This is a genomic window from Mucilaginibacter sp. SG564, assembly GCF_013149275.1.
Taxonomy (GTDB): Bacteria; Bacteroidota; Bacteroidia; order Sphingobacteriales; family Sphingobacteriaceae; genus Mucilaginibacter.
On sequence record NZ_JABGNA010000004.1, the window covers coordinates 1 to 15,963 of the forward strand.

Annotated in this window: 14 protein-coding genes; 1 reads left to right on the forward strand and 13 read right to left on the reverse strand. The window is 44.0% G+C overall.

From position 1 onward, the window contains the following. Positions 1 to 258 precede the first annotated feature (258 nt). The 4 genes from FHW89_RS09940 to FHW89_RS09955 are packed head-to-tail and all read right to left on the reverse strand — an operon-like array spanning position 259 to position 3,108. Positions 259 to 1,482: a DUF3570 domain-containing protein gene (locus FHW89_RS09940; RefSeq protein ID WP_172334894.1), complete on the reverse strand. Its 1,224-nt coding sequence runs from the start codon at positions 1,480 to 1,482 to the stop codon at positions 259 to 261. Positions 1,483 to 1,496: 14 nt separating this feature from the next. Beyond that, the gene (locus FHW89_RS09945) at positions 1,497 to 1,724 is read right to left on the reverse strand and encodes a DUF4266 domain-containing protein (protein ID WP_172334895.1); all 228 of its coding nucleotides are present in this window, start codon (positions 1,722 to 1,724) and stop codon (positions 1,497 to 1,499) included. A 3-nt stretch (positions 1,725 to 1,727) separates the two neighbouring features. Further along, complete coding sequence (locus tag FHW89_RS09950; protein ID WP_172334896.1) at positions 1,728 to 2,684, reverse strand: FAD:protein FMN transferase; 957 nt, start codon at positions 2,682 to 2,684, stop codon at positions 1,728 to 1,730. Further along, entirely contained in the window at positions 2,671 to 3,108 is a 438-nt protein-coding gene (locus FHW89_RS09955; RefSeq protein ID WP_172334897.1) for a thioredoxin family protein, read from the reverse strand. Before FHW89_RS09955 ends, FHW89_RS09950 begins: the two co-directional genes overlap by 14 nt. A 343-nt stretch (positions 3,109 to 3,451) precedes the next feature. On the opposite strand from FHW89_RS09955, the gene FHW89_RS09960 reads away from it, so the two are divergent. Then, positions 3,452 to 3,727, forward strand: a complete 276-nt coding sequence (locus tag FHW89_RS09960; protein WP_172334898.1) for a hypothetical protein — start codon at positions 3,452 to 3,454, stop codon at positions 3,725 to 3,727. Positions 3,728 to 3,756: 29 nt separating this feature from the next. On the opposite strand, the gene FHW89_RS09965 is transcribed toward FHW89_RS09960, so the two are convergent. The 9 genes from FHW89_RS09965 to FHW89_RS10005 form a co-directional block, all read right to left on the reverse strand. Continuing rightward, positions 3,757 to 5,217 carry a L,D-transpeptidase family protein gene (locus FHW89_RS09965; RefSeq protein ID WP_172334899.1) on the reverse strand — a complete coding sequence of 487 codons (1,461 nt, stop codon included), beginning with the start codon at positions 5,215 to 5,217 and terminating at the stop codon, positions 3,757 to 3,759. A gap of 160 nt (positions 5,218 to 5,377) precedes the next feature. Further along, positions 5,378 to 5,815 carry a response regulator gene (locus tag FHW89_RS09970; RefSeq protein WP_172334900.1) on the reverse strand — a complete coding sequence of 146 codons (438 nt, stop codon included), beginning with the start codon at positions 5,813 to 5,815 and terminating at the stop codon, positions 5,378 to 5,380. After that, positions 5,812 to 6,921: an ATP-binding protein gene (locus FHW89_RS09975; RefSeq protein ID WP_172334901.1), complete on the reverse strand. Its 1,110-nt coding sequence runs from the start codon at positions 6,919 to 6,921 to the stop codon at positions 5,812 to 5,814. The genes FHW89_RS09970 and FHW89_RS09975 overlap by 4 nt, the downstream gene beginning before the upstream one ends. Positions 6,922 to 7,052: 131 nt before the next feature. After that, positions 7,053 to 7,853 (reverse strand): sensor histidine kinase KdpD, encoded by an 801-nt coding sequence (locus FHW89_RS09980; RefSeq protein WP_172334902.1) that lies wholly within the window; start codon positions 7,851 to 7,853, stop codon positions 7,053 to 7,055. A 131-nt stretch (positions 7,854 to 7,984) separates the two neighbouring features. Continuing rightward, a complete protein-coding gene (locus tag FHW89_RS09985; protein ID WP_172334903.1) occupies positions 7,985 to 8,704 on the reverse strand; it encodes a TIGR00730 family Rossman fold protein in 720 nt (239 codons plus the stop codon). Positions 8,705 to 8,724: 20 nt separating this feature from the next. Continuing rightward, positions 8,725 to 11,274 (reverse strand): magnesium-translocating P-type ATPase, encoded by a 2,550-nt coding sequence (gene mgtA / locus FHW89_RS09990; RefSeq protein WP_172334904.1) that lies wholly within the window; start codon positions 11,272 to 11,274, stop codon positions 8,725 to 8,727. 7 nt (positions 11,275 to 11,281) lie between these two features. Then, the gene (locus FHW89_RS09995) at positions 11,282 to 12,115 is read right to left on the reverse strand and encodes a hypothetical protein (protein ID WP_172334905.1); all 834 of its coding nucleotides are present in this window, start codon (positions 12,113 to 12,115) and stop codon (positions 11,282 to 11,284) included. Between the two features lie 131 nt (positions 12,116 to 12,246). Then, positions 12,247 to 14,604, reverse strand: a complete 2,358-nt coding sequence (locus FHW89_RS10000; RefSeq protein WP_172334906.1) for a phosphoketolase — start codon at positions 14,602 to 14,604, stop codon at positions 12,247 to 12,249. A gap of 15 nt (positions 14,605 to 14,619) precedes the next feature. Further along, the gene (locus FHW89_RS10005; protein ID WP_172334907.1) at positions 14,620 to 15,807 is read right to left on the reverse strand and encodes an acetate/propionate family kinase; all 1,188 of its coding nucleotides are present in this window, start codon (positions 15,805 to 15,807) and stop codon (positions 14,620 to 14,622) included. Positions 15,808 to 15,963 lie beyond the last annotated feature (156 nt).

Here is a 15,963-nt window from a genome sequence, read left to right on the forward strand (position 1 = left end):
AAGTCCATGGCTTTTGTATGTACCTGATACTTGCCTTTATCTTTGTTCATCTTGTCGGTGTTTTTTTAGCCGAGCATAAGAGTAATAAGGGTATTATTTCCGATATGATCAACGGGGGAGGAGGTCATCCTTAATCGTTTTCGAGCAACCAATTTAGCAGAAAAACCATCAGTCATATTAATTACAACATCCCTGATGGTTTTCAATGGATTACCTAAGCTTTTGCTGCGATTAATCTTCTATTTGAATACCAATACCCTATTTGAACTTCATAGCCAGGGTTACAATATTTGAATTCAGGCCGGTAGAACGCATATAGTGGCCAGCCCTGATCTCCAGCGAATTGAAATATTGCCAGCCAAACACACCAGTTGGCGGAGATAACCTGATATTAGCCCCAACAAAATTGCTGTGTAAGGTAGACAGATCATAATCACTTGTATAATAGGTATCCGCAGGATTATGTTGCCCATATGGTGCAAAATAGCGCGTACCCTGTTGGTTATTATAGCGATAATAAGGACTAATCGATACAAATGAAGTTAGCTTAACAGGTATTTCCACTTCTGCGGTATGGGCGCGTATACCCCAGTTATCCATATAATACCGGTAAAATGTCCTGATCACAAAATGATCATCCAGGAAGTAATTAAACCGTATCGCTATAGGGAGCTTATACCTGCTGCCCGGCAGGTTTTCTACCCTCTCAGATCCATCGGTAAAATAATCACGCTGGTATTTAGTGGCCAGCAAACCATGCTGATAGGAAGGCTCGATGATCAGTAAGGCCTGCAGCCTTGAGGTGAGTACCTGAGACAAAGAAAACGAAGCACTAAATGAATTACGGGGGCTGTGATCAACCGGCCCTTTACCTTCACGATCTGATCCTGAACCGTAGCCTGGCGGTCGCAGTTCAACAGGCAATATCACCTTCCAGGTATCCAGGAAAACCATTCCTTTAAAATCAAACTGGGTATTTTTATCTTTAGACACCCGTGTAAGATTTATTCCACCACCAAAAGACTGATAATCGAACTCATGCGAATAAGAGCCTGTAAATCCGAAAGCATTACCGGTTTTGTCGTTTGAAACCGTCCAGTTCAAAGATGGGTATACGCGGGTATCCTGCCTGGAGGCGGAGGAGATACTGTTCGGGTCAATCTTGTCAGAAGATGCCGAAGTATAATGATCTACGCCCAGTTCAAATGTAAAAGTGTGCTTTTTACCGCTGGCACCATATTTTGATAATTGCAGATCAAAGGTGTTGGCAAAGTCGGTCAACTTTTCAGTACCGATACCGCCGGTAACCGCAGAGTTATTACCATCCTGATGATAGTACGCTGAGATGATGTTGATCTCTTCAATTTTAAGTCTGCGGGCTTCATAGTTACTGCTGTCCTTAACCGGTAATGTTTTGGTTTGCGCATGTGAAGCAACTATCCCTAAATATAGGGCGGCAACACATAGGTATATTTTTCTCATGTAAAGCCGCGTTTTTAGTTACATCCGCAGCCACCACCGCTTTTTCCGCCATTAGCCCCCGAACCGCCTTCGCGATATAACTGGAAACTTTGTTCAAACTTCTGTGACTTACGGGCAGAAAGCTCCATCTCCGCGTCGTTTAACCTGTTTTTTTGATATGCTTTTACCGATGAACATGAGCTTAATCCAAGAGCAGGTATACTGCCGGCCAGCAATAATTTAATCAGGGGTAATTTTTTCATGTGTTAATTTTTAACGTTTATATTTCTGGACGTGTAAAGCCGGTTATCGTCATCAATAATGACGCAGGCGAGTTGTTGTAGTTGGTTTACCAGATCAAGCCCCACGCGAATACCCATCACCGTTACCGGTGTGGCCATGGCATCAGCAAACTCGGCACTGGGACAGATAATGCTTACACTTTTGATCCCGCTTACCGGTAAGCCAGTTTTGGGATCGATGGTATGCGAATATTTTTTACCGTTGATAATAGCATACTTTTCATAATTACCCGAGGTAGCAATGGCCATATTGCTGATATTAAGTGTAGAAAACGGCGTCATCTGCTTATCGGGGTCGGCAATAGCAATCGTCCAGGGGTTGCCATTGGGTTGGGTTCCCCAGGTGATCAAGTCACCGGCTGCGTTCACGATCCCGCTGTTTACGTCGTTTTGTTGCAGCACAACTTTGGCACGATCAGCCGCATAGCCCTTCCCTATTCCCCCAAAGCCTATGCGCATACCTTTCTCCTTTAGGAAAACCGTTGTGTTATCAGGATCAAGAATGACATTCCTGTAATTGATCAGTCCAACGGATTGAAGTGCAGTTTCAGCATCTGGCAACGTTTTCATGTTAATATCAAAATTCCAAAGGCTTTTATCGATAGAACCATAGGTAATATCAAATGCACCCTGAGTAAGCTGAGATATTTTCAGCGAACGCTCTATCAACTGGTAAACTTCAAGATCTATTCTCACTGGTTTGATACCGGCTGCTGCATTAATTTGGTTGGTTTGGCTATCGTCGCTAAAAGTTGTCAGTAGCTTTTCAATACGGTTGATCTCGACAACAGCCATATCGATACGGCTATTTGCCCAATCCACATCATCGCTAACCACGCTGATCTCGAACCTGTTTCCCATCAATTTCAGGATTCGCTTATGCACGATTCGTGCTTTTTCTATCGTTTCAATGACTGGCATTCGCAAAAGGTTTGATTTGATTAATAAATTGATCAGGCGTTTCATCAGGGTATCCGTCCCACTCCTTTAATACTTTACCATGCTCATCAACCAATAGGGTAAAAGGGAACTTACCATCGGGGTTATATTTGTCGGCCAGAGCTTCGTTCAGCTTTACCTGTTCTTTGCTCAGTTGATTTTTCTTTTGTCTGGGAAAATCGGCACGAACCAACACCAGGTGATCTGTAGCAAAATCATTGAATTTTTCCGATTCCAGGATTTCCTTCCTCAATCTTATGCATGGGCCACACCAATCAGATCCGGAGAAATTAACCAGGATTAGTTTATGTGCCGCTGCCGCTTCAGTTTGCGCTTTATTAAAATCGCCGAGCCATGTAGGAGGATTGCTTGTCAATAGGAAAAGAAAGACAGTTAATAGTTTCATTTTTATATATTTTTAAATGAGACACAACAGCGATATTCCAGCTAAGTAGTTTGATATGCCGGAAGCCTTCACATCGCTTCAGGAACAATAATATCAGAAGATTCTGTAGTTGGCATGAAAATGCCTTCGTTTAACGAATTTTAACAAGATTGATCGGCCATTGAGATGATAAAACACAAGTAACCGGCCAAAACCAGTTCGGGAATTCTCTCCGATTGATGTGGAGTCAAAAACCGAAAACTATTGACGGGACACAACTTCAGATTTGCTTCAAATTTGTCAACTAAATTGGCGAGAGACCTGATTATTTCATCAAATAATCGTAGAACATACAGTTTAATCTATGATGATCAACCCTCAATACAGATCTTCTAAATCGCGAATTACCAAGCAGCAGGAAAATCATGATCGTCTAAATACCCAAATATTTGAATATATAAAGCGTGTTAACGAGGCAAAAGATGCGGAAACACTTTGGTTTGGAATGAAAGATCAAGGAAGCAACATGAGCATCAGTTCATTTAATACCAGGCTGAAAAAGTTAGTAGACGCTGGTCTTGTAGAAAAAATATCACAGCGTTATAATAAGCATTTTTACCGGATCACTCCTGAAGTATAGCCTTATCTAACATCCCATAACTAATTTCTTTATCGCATACTCAAGGGCTGATCTACACCATACAAAGCCATCTCCAGACTCTTATCAAGGTTATAAATATCATTATAAGTGATGTATTCTCCTTCTTTTATCTCGCAGGTCAGGTAAGTGATCTTGATGGCAACAGGTTTTTTCAGATAAATATCCTGTTTGAGGTATTTAACTACCCCGTTATGCAATGCCGCGATCTTTGTAGCTGAACCATCATTTTTCAATAAAAGAGCCGCTAATTTCTCTGCCTGCTCAACCCGGATGCAGCCATGGCTCAGCGCTCTTTCTTTTTGTCTAAAAAGTTTTTGCTCAGGGGTATCATGGAGGTATATATCATAAACATTAGGGAAACGAAAAACGAGCAGGCCCAATGCGTTGTCACATCCAGCGGACTGCCTGGCATAATACAGATCCGGGTTGCGTTTGACATTTGCCAGATTGATTTTAAGCGGTTCCACATAGTTTCCCTGGTGATCATAGATCGCGAAATGACTATTTTCAAGATATACATTATCGGCCAGTGCCTTAGGCAGCACTTCCTGCCGGAATATTTTGGCGGGGATCTTCCATTCCGGGGCAGTGGTGAAGTAAACGATCTTACTTACCAATGTGGGTGTGGGGTTTTCCGGCTTACCTACGATCACTTTGAACTGATAGGTAGAATCCGGTAGACTTAGTTTTAAGCTGTAAGAGGGTATATTGATCTGAACATAAACACTATCCTCAGTATTGGCCCAGCGCAAACGTTCCATATTGATGGCGATCTTTCTTACTTTCTCTTCCGGTATTTCATAACAATCACCCTGGTAAAGCCCTTCCAGCAAATGCATCTGGTATTGTAAAGCAGTGTATTCTTTTGCTTTAGGCTGAACATGGGCAATGGCGGCCATAACATCTTTTTCTTTCAACGCTCTGTATAAATAAGAAGCTGCTTCAAAGCCATTGCCCACCCCCTTATCTATGCGGCCTGCTAAAAATTCCGGATTTAATTTGCCGTAGTGCAAATGGTTCATTAAGGTGATCACCGCATCAGTAAGTATGATATCGAAACGAGCCTGAAGATCTGGCTTTACCTTCCCTGGAGTATCCAATATGTCATGCAGGCGACTATATAGCAGTTCCTGCGGGTGATAATCGGCATGTGACAACCCGAACTGTAATACGCAATCCAGCATCAGCATGGTTTGCCAAGCTGGCCCAGTCTCGCTTTGCGGTTTGATCCAGGCAGGTTTAAATCCGTTTTGCTGATAAAAGCGATGAACAGACTTTGGATAATATAGCTGGACATCGAGGCGCCCAGCCTGAACCTGCTTGTTGATCTCCAGGCTCAATCCTGTATCAGGCGCAAGAGTCCCGGTCTTTTGTGCAAATCTTGTTTGGGCATTGCAATTTTGCAGATTGAATGCGATTAGTATTACCACTCCTATGGATAATAAATATTGGCTAACTCTGGTTTCCATAACATTGAATTATGATATAAAGATCGACGAAGACTATTTCTTAAATAATGATAGCGCTCACCCTAATTTTTGATCATCGGCATTAATATCAACCAAGTCCCTTAAAAAGTAAAAGCGCCGGTAATTACCGGCGCTTTAAATAACTGTATCCCAATCTTCACTAATCTGAAATTTCTTTAAAATAGCTATTGACCAGGGTGGTAACCATTTCGGGTTTCAGCGGTTTATTCAAAAAGACTACGACCTCTTTATCGATCAATGCTAATTCCTTATTGTCAGGATCAAGCGAAGTTGTTAGCATTATGATAACCGCTGTCGCTTTAAAACGTTTATCCAATTGGCGATAGGCGTCCATAAAATCCCATCCGTTTAATCCGGGCATATTGATATCCAGGAAGATCAGTCCCGGCCTTGGAATATCCGAGGTATCTTCATAAATACCTGAATAAGTGATAAAATCAAGCGCCTCCTCTACATTTGTAACAGACTTCACCACGGCCTCAATGGATGCCTTCTCAATAACTTTTTTATGTATAAAATTTGTCGGAAGATCATCATCAATTAAAAGAATGCCTTCAAGCCCCTGGTATTTTTTCATACTGTAATTAAATTTGGTTTGAACGGAATAGTAAAAACAAAGGAACTCCCCTTGCTCTGGTTGGATTCTACGAAAATCTTTCCTCCATGTAACTCGACTATTTTTTTGCAATGAGCCAGACCTATTCCGTTTCCTTCATATTCATGCCGGCCATGCAGGCGTTGAAAGATCAAAAAGATCTTTTCCTGAAACCTGGGGTCTATACCAATCCCGTTATCTTTTACTTTAAAATGCCAGCCATCATGCTCTTTTAGCGCAGATATCTCAATTTCGGGAGACTCCTTTTTATCCCGGAACTTAATGGCATTACTGATCAAATTCTGAAATAACTGACTCAATTCGGTCGGATACCCCCTAATAACCGGCAGGTTCCCGTAATGTATTTTAGCACCCGATTTTTTGATCTGACTATCTAAATCTACGGTCAGTGTATCCAAAAGCTGCTTGCAGTCAATTTTGGCCAATTTCTTTTTTGAACCCAGCTGTGAATAGTCCAACAAATTTTTGATCAGGTTTTTCATCCGGTCGGCTGCCTGGACTATAAAATTCAAATAGGTGTTGGCATTTTCATCAAGCAAATGGCCGTATTCCGTCCGAAAGAACTCAATAAAACTGGTCACGGTAAACAAGGGTTCCTGGAGATCATGAGAAGCGATGTAAACAAATTGCTCAATCTCTTTATTCTTAATTTCCAAATCCTCTGCATGTTGCCGTATGGTTGTTTCTGTGAGCATTCTCTCGGTAAGATCCCGGGTTACTTTGGCAAATCCAGTTATGTTACCGTCGTCATCGTGTAAGGCTGTAATGGTTACGGAACCCCAAAACATTGTTTTATCTTTTCTTACCCGCCAGCTTTCATTGTAGGCCGTCCCTTTCTGTGCGGCTTCCTCCAGAAGTCTTTCCGGCAAGCTGATCATTAAATCGAGGTCTGTGTAAAAAATGCGTATATGCCGTCCGATAACTTCTTCAGCCTTGTAACCTTTGATCTTTTCCGCACCATTATTCCACGTCTCAATATTTCCCCTCTTATCTAGAACTAAAATGGCGTACCCCTCAATTTCGTCTACTAACTTTAATAACTGTAATTGTTTGGTGTGAGGATCCATGGGGTATTTTTTCAAAATTAAGTTAACAGTGAGTGCTTGCTTTCAATTATAAAATATGTATTTGTGTTTCTTGGAAAGATAATTGCATATGCTAATATCGCAGTAGCCGGGCGCACCAATTGTGATGAATATCATTTAATGGGCTGATCCCTATCATTCATTCCCCTTGGAAATCTTAGCTTAAATATTGTTTCCTTATTTTCCGTGCTGGTAAAACTGACGCTCCCTTCCATTAGTTCCACATAACGTTTAACAATGCTCAGGCCCAGACCTGTGCCTTGTATAGCCTTTACATTACTGGCCCGAAAAAATGTTTCAAATAGCCGGACCTGTTCATTTTCGGGGATGCCAATGCCATCGTCCTTTACTTGAATGTCGATAAACCGTTCTGTTAAGCCGGTTATTAGTTCAATAACGCCGGCTTCCGGTGAGTATTTAATTGCGTTTGAAATCAGGTTCGTAATACAGTGTCTGACAAGATTTTGATCGAGATAAACACTGCTCTCCTTCCCATCATGACGATGTTGCAGTTGCTGGTTCTTTTTCGTCAGGCCCTGCATTTCATCCAAAATCTCTCTACCAAGGGAAGCCAGGTCGAAATGTCTCCTATTTAATGGAATCTTGCCTGAATCTATTTTTTCCAATGATAGAATATCGTCGAGTACAGCGGTCATATCCTGTACGGCCTGTATAATTTTTTTCAGGTGGTGAAATATCTTGGCGCGGTCAAGCCGGTCAAAATAATGCTCGATCATGGAGGCAGATAATTGGATACTGCTTAACGGTGTTCGGAATTCATGAGACGCGATGGAAACCATCTGGCCCTTTAAGCGGCTTACTTCCCTTTCCCTGGCCAATAAAGTTTCAAACTTCTTTTTTACCCCTGCCAGCGATGACGCGTCATACTCCAATGGTTGTTCACTTTCTTTCATGATCATTTGCAATAAGATGGATTTAAGAAACACATGCTATATCGGTCAAAAATGTCTGGTTAAAACAAGTTCCCATATGCTGTGGGGTCCTTTATACTGGCTGATTCTATAAGCGATTCCGTCTCCTGATATCAATCATTCTCCAACAGCCATCTGCGGGGTTTTTGCCTGCGTTTGGGTTTCAACCCGTATTGCCTGATACTTTTTTCCCTGATCAGGCTTACAGCTTCGTCCATATCATCGGTCACCAGATAAAGGAGCGTATCAGGGTCACTGATAGTCTTATCGTTTTTCATTACAGCAATGTGTTCAAGCAATTCCCGATGATATTCCTTACCAAAAATAATAACCGGAAAATTATGGATCTTATGGGTTTGTATCAGAGTCAGCGCCTCAAAGAATTCATCCAGGGTTCCGTATCCACCAGGCATCACCACGAAAGCAAATGAGTACTTCACCAGCAATACTTTACGCAGGAAGAAATGCTTCATATACACCCACTTGTCAAGATATGCATTGGGTAGCTGTTCCACCGGCAGTTGTATATTGCAGCCCACGGAACGCCCACCGACGTCTTTTGCTCCACGGTTGGCAGCCTCCATTAGCCCTGGCCCGCCGCCGGTTAAAATAGTAAAACCTAAGCTGGCAAATGCGGCACCTGCACGCCGTGTCATCTGGTAGTAAGGATGATCTTCTTTGAACCTCGCGGAACCAAATATAGTAATGCAGGGACCGATAAAATGCAAGGCCCGCAAACCATGGATGAGATCAATCATGGTCTGTAAAGTAAATTTCAATTCCTGTAAGCGCGAATGCGGACCTTCCAGGAAACGAATTTCAGTTTGATTCATAACGCAAAAATTAAAACAGGTTAAAACGCTGCTTTTTCAAAAGATGCCGCCCCCCTGTAAAACCAATATTTAGCGAGCTCAGCGCTAAGCATATAGCAAATGATGATTAATAACATCCAGCTATAAAAAGTAAAGGGTAACTGAACAAAACCAAACCAGGCAGCAAAAGAGGTTAAAGGCAACGTCAATACCGTCAAAAGGATCATTATTGTTGCAATAAAAAGGTATTTCCCTGGTATGCTTCTAAAAAAAGGAAAGCGTGTACGAACAATCAGAACAATCAGGATCGCCGAAATCACGGATTCAGTGAACCAGCCCGTTTGAAATATTTTCTCATTGGCATGAATAAGCAGCAACAATACGCCAAAAGTGAGATAATCATAAATGGAGCTTAACAATCCGAAGATGACCATGAAGCGACGGATAAATCTCATATCCCAGCGTTGCGGCGTCCGGATATTAATATCGTCTACCCGGTCTGTCGCGATCGCCATTTCGGGAAAATCTGTTAACAGGTTGGTCAGAAGTACCTGCTTTGGCAATAACGGCAAAAAAGGCAAAAACAAGGAAGCTCCTGCCATACTGAACATGTTCCCAAAATTCGCGCTGGTGGCCATAAAAATATACTTCATGGTATTGGCAAAGGTTTTTCTACCCTCCAGGATCCCTTCGAGCAGTACGTTAAGGTTCTGGCTGAGCAGTACAATATCAGCCGCCTCTTTAGCTACATCCACCGCAGTATTCACGGAAATGCCTACGTCGGCTGCATGTAAAGCCGGAGCGTCATTGATACCATCCCCCATAAATCCAACTACGTGCCCGGCTTTCTTTAAAACCATGATGATCCGTTCTTTCTGGTTAGGTTCCACTTCAGCAAATATGTCTGTTAATGGCGCCTGGTGAGCTAATGCAGCATTGCTCATTTTTTGTATCGCGGACCCGGTAAGCAACCGGGGTTGCCCGATACCGATTCGCAAGGCCAGGCTTTTAGCTACCAGGGCATTGTCACCGGTAATTATTTTCAGCCGGACACCAAGTTCGTTCAGATTTTTAATCGTATCGTAAATTCCTGTTTTCGGCGGGTCGAACAAGGTAATAAAGCCTAAAAAGATCATGTCACACTCATCTTCCCTGGTAATGATATGCCCTCTGTCAATGGACTTGTAGGCCAGGCCCAATGTCCTGTAACCCGCTTCGCTTAACTTCGTATACTGTTCATTAAGCACCCTTTCCATTTCCCGGATACCAACGTACTTTCCCTCACCTGTCTCCGCCTGGCTACACAGGGCTAAAATGCCCTGCAGTGAGCCTTTGGTTACCGCGATATGAGTATTTTCATTCCTAAGCTGAACAGTCAACCTTTTCCTGATGAAATCATATGGAATTTCAGCTATGAGCCGATAATCATTCTCCGTTTTTGTACATAACGCGCAAATTGCTTCATCAATGGGATTATGGAAACCTTGTTGCATCGCTGCATTAAGCCAGGCATAATGCAACACCTTGTCACTATGATTGCCATTACAATCAAGGCTGTCACCAAGGGTTACCTTTCCTTCAGTAATAGTCCCGGTCTTATCGGTGCATAAAATGTTCATGCTTCCAAAATTCTCGATAGACGACAGCCGTTTGACGATCACCTGCTGACTGGCCATTCTCCTGGCTCCCGTGGCTAAATTCACACTGATAATGGCGGGTAATAACTGGGGCGTCAACCCAACAGCCAGCGCCAGGGAAAATAAAAAAGAATCCAGTACAGGTTTATGAAGCAGCACGTTCGCGGCAAATATGATGATAACGAGCAGTAAGGTTATCTCCATGAGCATATACCCAAATTTCCTGATGCCTCTTTCGAAATCGGTTTCGGGTATCTGGTTCATTAATTCTGCCGATATTTTACCAAATTCCGTCCGGGCCCCAGTTTGGACAATCAAAGCTTTGGCCTTACCGCTGATCACATGGGATCCCATAAACAGCGCATTACTGCGCCCGGCCATAGGCGCGGTGGCGGTAACGGCGCCGTAACTCTTTTCAACCGGAAAACTTTCGCCTGTAAATGCCGCTTCATCCACAAATAACTCCTGTGAATCCACCAGTAAACAGTCCCCCGGTATAAAGTCACCGGCACTTAAGGTGACCAGGTCCCCAGGAACAACTTCTTCCACAGGGATGACTTTAAGCTGCCCCCCTCGCTGTACATCACAATGCAGTTGTACGAGTTTTAACAGTCCCTTAACCGCATCCGCTGCTCCTTTTTCCTGCCAGAAACCTAAAAAACCGCTGATCAGGACAATGGTCAGTATGATTACCGTATCCGCCACATCACCCAAGCCTGCCGAGAGTAAAGCCGCCGCGATCAGCAATAGCGTAACCGGGTTTTTAAATTGCGTCAGGAACAAAAGGAGAACTGATGTTTTGGGATGATTCCTGATCGTATTGGGGCCGTATTGCCGCAATCTCATCCCAGCTTCCTGATCTGACAAACCCTTAAGGCCAGCGGACAACCGGTGACAGGCTGTTTCCATATCCAACTGCCAGAATTTTATTTCAGTATCTGTGATGCTTTCCATGGTTTGATCAATAGGGAAAAATCATCAGCGGTACGGCGATATGTGCAGGTAGGGAATGCCCTACATAGTCACCTATAATCTGCTCAAAATGAAAGCGGTGATTGACCAGAACGATCAGGTCATTATGCATGCCGTTGATCATCACATCTACAGCTTTGGTCAGGTCACGTTCCATAATGTTATTAAAAAACACTTGATCATAATCGATAGGTGAACATACTGTTTCTTCAAATAAGGTTTGCGCATAAGGTTCCATAATAGGCGGTAACCCTTTAGCAGACAAATGGGATATCGTTAAGCTCGCACAGATAGATCTGGCCAGTTCAGCCAGATATTTAACAACGACTAAGCGACAATAACGCAGGTCCGCGATATATACCAGACGTTCCAGATCCTTTAGGGGCCAGCTCTCCGGGATCAGCAGCAACGGGCAGCGTACCCTATTTAATAAGCAATAAGCATCGAGTTTCTCTTTGATATTTTTCTGTTTTACCTCATGAGGCAAACCCTTGATGATCATATATATTTGATCCTTATTAACCATCTCCACAAAGCCGGGGATGTTGAAATCAGCAATCATTATTTCTTCGATTATCGGGCTATTATCGGTTTCAAAACGACCTGGCTCTCCTGTTTTATCCAATGCATTGTTTTCAAGACGCTCATGATGGTCCATGTAAAGATCTGTTCCAATTCTTACTTTTTCACGTTTCTGTTCCCGTACTTTTGAGGTATGGCAAATCACCATTTTTGCCCGGATCTTTCTGGCTATCATGGTGGCAAATGCAGCCGCATGAATGTCAGCGGGCGAATTGTCATTGAGGACGATAATAGTTTTCATAACGTATCTGGTTGAATTTCTGATGTCGTAAAATTTGCTATAATGCCCCGGCAATTAAATGATCCTTGTCACGTAAAGAATTGTTTGAGGTCAGGCTATTTATAAGAAGTAATCATTTTGCTACCCCTGTTTCAGTGCCGGTCCAGTTTCCAGTTTTTAATTTCGGGCATATCATCCAGGTAAGCGCAGATATAGTTGTGATGCTCCTTTAATTTGGATTCACAGAAGTTGATAAAACCATCTGTTTGCAGGTGCATTCGTGACACCCTTTTTACAGCTTCCATGGCGAGGTGATAACGGCTCATCTGGTTCAATACCACCATATCAAAAGGTGTAGTTGTGGTACCTTCTTCTATAAAGCCGCGTACATGAAAACGGGCAGGATCCGGCCGTCCGTGCACCAGGTCATGAATGATGCGTACATAACCGTGGAACGCGAAAATAACCGGAGCCGTATTTGTAAACAATTCGCTGAATAATTCCTCACTCATTCCATGCGGATGATAAGCCACTGGAGACAAGGCCATCAAGTCCACCACATTGACCACCCTGACCCTCAGGTCCGGAAAATGATCCATTAATAGTTGTGCTGCCGCAACCGTTTCCAGTGTCGGCACATCACCGGCACATCCCAATACAACCTCCGGAATCTGCCCGTGATCATTACCTGCCCATTTCCAGACCGAGGCCCCTCTGGCGCAATGTTCCACAGCGTCGTCGATAGATAGCCACTGTAATTCCGGTTGTTTACCTGCTACTACTACATTGACGTAATCTTTACTGCGCAGGCAATGGTCCATTACTGATAAAAGCGTATTGGCATCAGGCGGCAGATAGATCCGGACCACCGAACTTTTCTTATTGACTACGGTGTCTATAAAACCAGGCCCCTGATGACTATAACCATTGTTGTCCTGTCGCCAGGTATGGGAAGTCAATAAATAGTTCAGGGAGGCTACGGGTTTGCGCCAGGGCAGTTCACGCGATGTCTTGATCCATTTAGCGTACTGGCTCACCATGGAATCTACGATGGTGACAAAAGCCTCATAGCAAGGAAATAGGCCATGTCTTCCGGTCAGCAGATAACCTTCCAGCCAGCCTTCACACAAATGTTCGCTCAATACTTCCATCACCCGGCCGTCTGTCGCCAGTTTATCATCTTTCGGAAAAATCTGCTCCTGGGTGCACCTGTTGGTTACTTCAAAAACTGCTTCGAGGCGGTTGGAGGTAGTTTCATCCGGGCAAAATAGCCTGAAGTTCTTAGCGTCTTTATTAAGCGTAAAAACATCCCGGAGATATTTACCCAAATTACGGGTGCTTTCCGCTTGCGTTTCACCTGGACCCGTTATTTCCAGTTGATATGACCTAAAATCAGGCAACAGGAGATCTTTGAGCAACACTCCTCCATTGGCAACAGGCAATGCACTCATACGCTTATCACCTTTCGGCGCCAGAACTGCAAGTTCAGGGATTAGTTTTCCTTTTGTATCGAACAAGTCCTCGGGCCGGTAACTGCGCATCCAGGATTCAAGCAGCTTCAGTTTTTCCGGATCTTCCTTCACCCCGGTCAAGGGTACCTGGTGTGCCCTGAAGGTCCCCTCAATCGGCACACCTTTCCACTCTTTTGGTCCTGTCCAGCCTTTTGGCGTTCTTAAAATGATTATAGGCCATTGAACAGGTGCTGTGTTACCAGTCCTGGCCTTTTCCTGAATCAGTTTAATCCTCCTGTAAGCCTCGTCCAGCGTTCCGGCCATTTGCTGATGAACAGCTGCGGGGATATCGCCCTCCACAAAGAGCACATCATAGCCATAACCAGAGAACAACTGGGTCAACTGCATATTGCTCATCCGGGCAAGCACTGTTGGTCCGGATATTTTGTAACCATTCAGGTGAAGTATGGGTAAAACTGCTCCATCCCTCGCCGGGTTCAGAAACGCTATCGATTTCCAGCTACCTTCCAGTGGGCAGGTTTCGGCCTCCCCATCGCCTACCACGCAGGCTACCAGCAGGTCCGGGTTATCAAAGGCTGCTCCAAAGGCGTGACCCAACGCATATCCCAACTCACCGCCTTCATGCACCGAGCCCGGTACATGGGCACCAACATGGCTGGGCACGCCTCCCGGTGTCGAAAACTGCCGGAATAATTGCCGCATACCCTGTTCATTTTGCCCAACCTCGGGATAAACCTCCGAATAAGTACCCTCTAAATAAGTATTGGCGACAATAGCCGGGGCGCCATGGCCAGGCCCGCAAACATAAAGTACATTGGCACCGGTGTTTTTGATCAGTCTGTTCAAATGGACATAAATGAGGTTCAATCCGGGCGAGGTTCCCCAATGGCCAAGCAAACGCGGTTTAATATCTCCTGGCTTTAAAGGTTCCCTTAATAGCGGGTTTTCTTGTAAATAAATCTGTCCAGCTGCTAGATAATTGGCAGCCTGCCAGTAAGCATGTATATTGGTCAGTTCTTTTAATGATAATGTGCTCATGATATTGATGCTTGATTATTGATTCTTTATAAATGGATAGGTATGTTGGGCGATCATGGCCTCTTCGTCCGTCGCCAGCACTTGCACTTTTACCTTGCTTGATGGCCCGGAAATCAGCCTGTGATTACCTTGATTTAACTGTCTGTCAATGGAAATACCTAAAAAACCGAGGTCATTGCAACTATATTCCCGGATAAGCGGACAGTTCTCCCCTATTCCGCCGGTAAATACCAGCAAGTCCAGGCCCCCCATCGCGGCGGCCAAGGCCCCGATGTTCTTTTTTACCTGGTAGCAGAACAGCGTAATAGCTTCCTGTGCTTTTGTATCATCTTCTCGATGCCGTAATAGAGTTTGCATGTCACCCGTTCCGGCGATAGCCAGTAGGCCTGATTTTTTGCTCAGTAAATCGTCAAGTTCGTCAAGAGTCAAGTGCTCCTGTTTCAATAAATATAACGGAACGCTGGGGTCGAGGTCCCCGGAACGGCTGCCCATAATAAGGCCGCCAACCGGGCTCAGTCCCATGGTCGTGTCTATACTGATCCCGTTTTTAACAGCGGTGATACTGGCTCCATTACCCAAATGGGCGATAATGATCTTCTTTTTCAGCCAGGCATGATCTTTTTCAGCAAGCTTTGTGATAATATACTCATAAGAAAGTCCATGAAAACCATATCTGATCAGTCCTTGCTTTTTGTAGACTTCCGGTAATGGGTAATATTTAGCACAAGTCGGCATATCCTGGTGAAAAAAAGTATCGAAGCAGGCCACCTGTCTAATAGCTGGAAACGCAGTTTGAAAAATCTTGATAGTGCGGATTTCATCTGGGAGATGATTCGGCGCCAGGTAAATGAGTTTCTGTAAAGTCTTCAGTAACTTTTCCGTAATGATTTCCGGAGCGCGGTGATCGGGACCACCCTGTACAATACGGTGGCCTACCGCAACAAGCGGATATAGCCTCTTATTATTGAGCAACCAGACCGTGAGTTCCAGAACAGCTGATCGGATATTGTCATGCTTTATCGGGTGGCTTTGCAATATTTGTCCGTCCTTATCATGAATGCGGAAACACCGTTCCTGCGGTCCGGAAAGCGCAACAGATCCATACAATTTCATAGCGAAGGTTTGGGATTTCCACAAGCTGAATTTCAGGCTCGAAGAGCCACAATTGATCGTTAATATATAGGAGCCAGACGGAGTTGTCATGATTTCTGATTAAACACGCTTTAAATTGGGACTAAGCTACGATCAACCCATCGCCGGATAAATGACGGCCGTTCAATACAAAGGTGATCCCGGTCACCTTTGTATTGATTATGGCTTATGTAAAATGGCGGGAGTAAAAAAATGACCATCGTCACT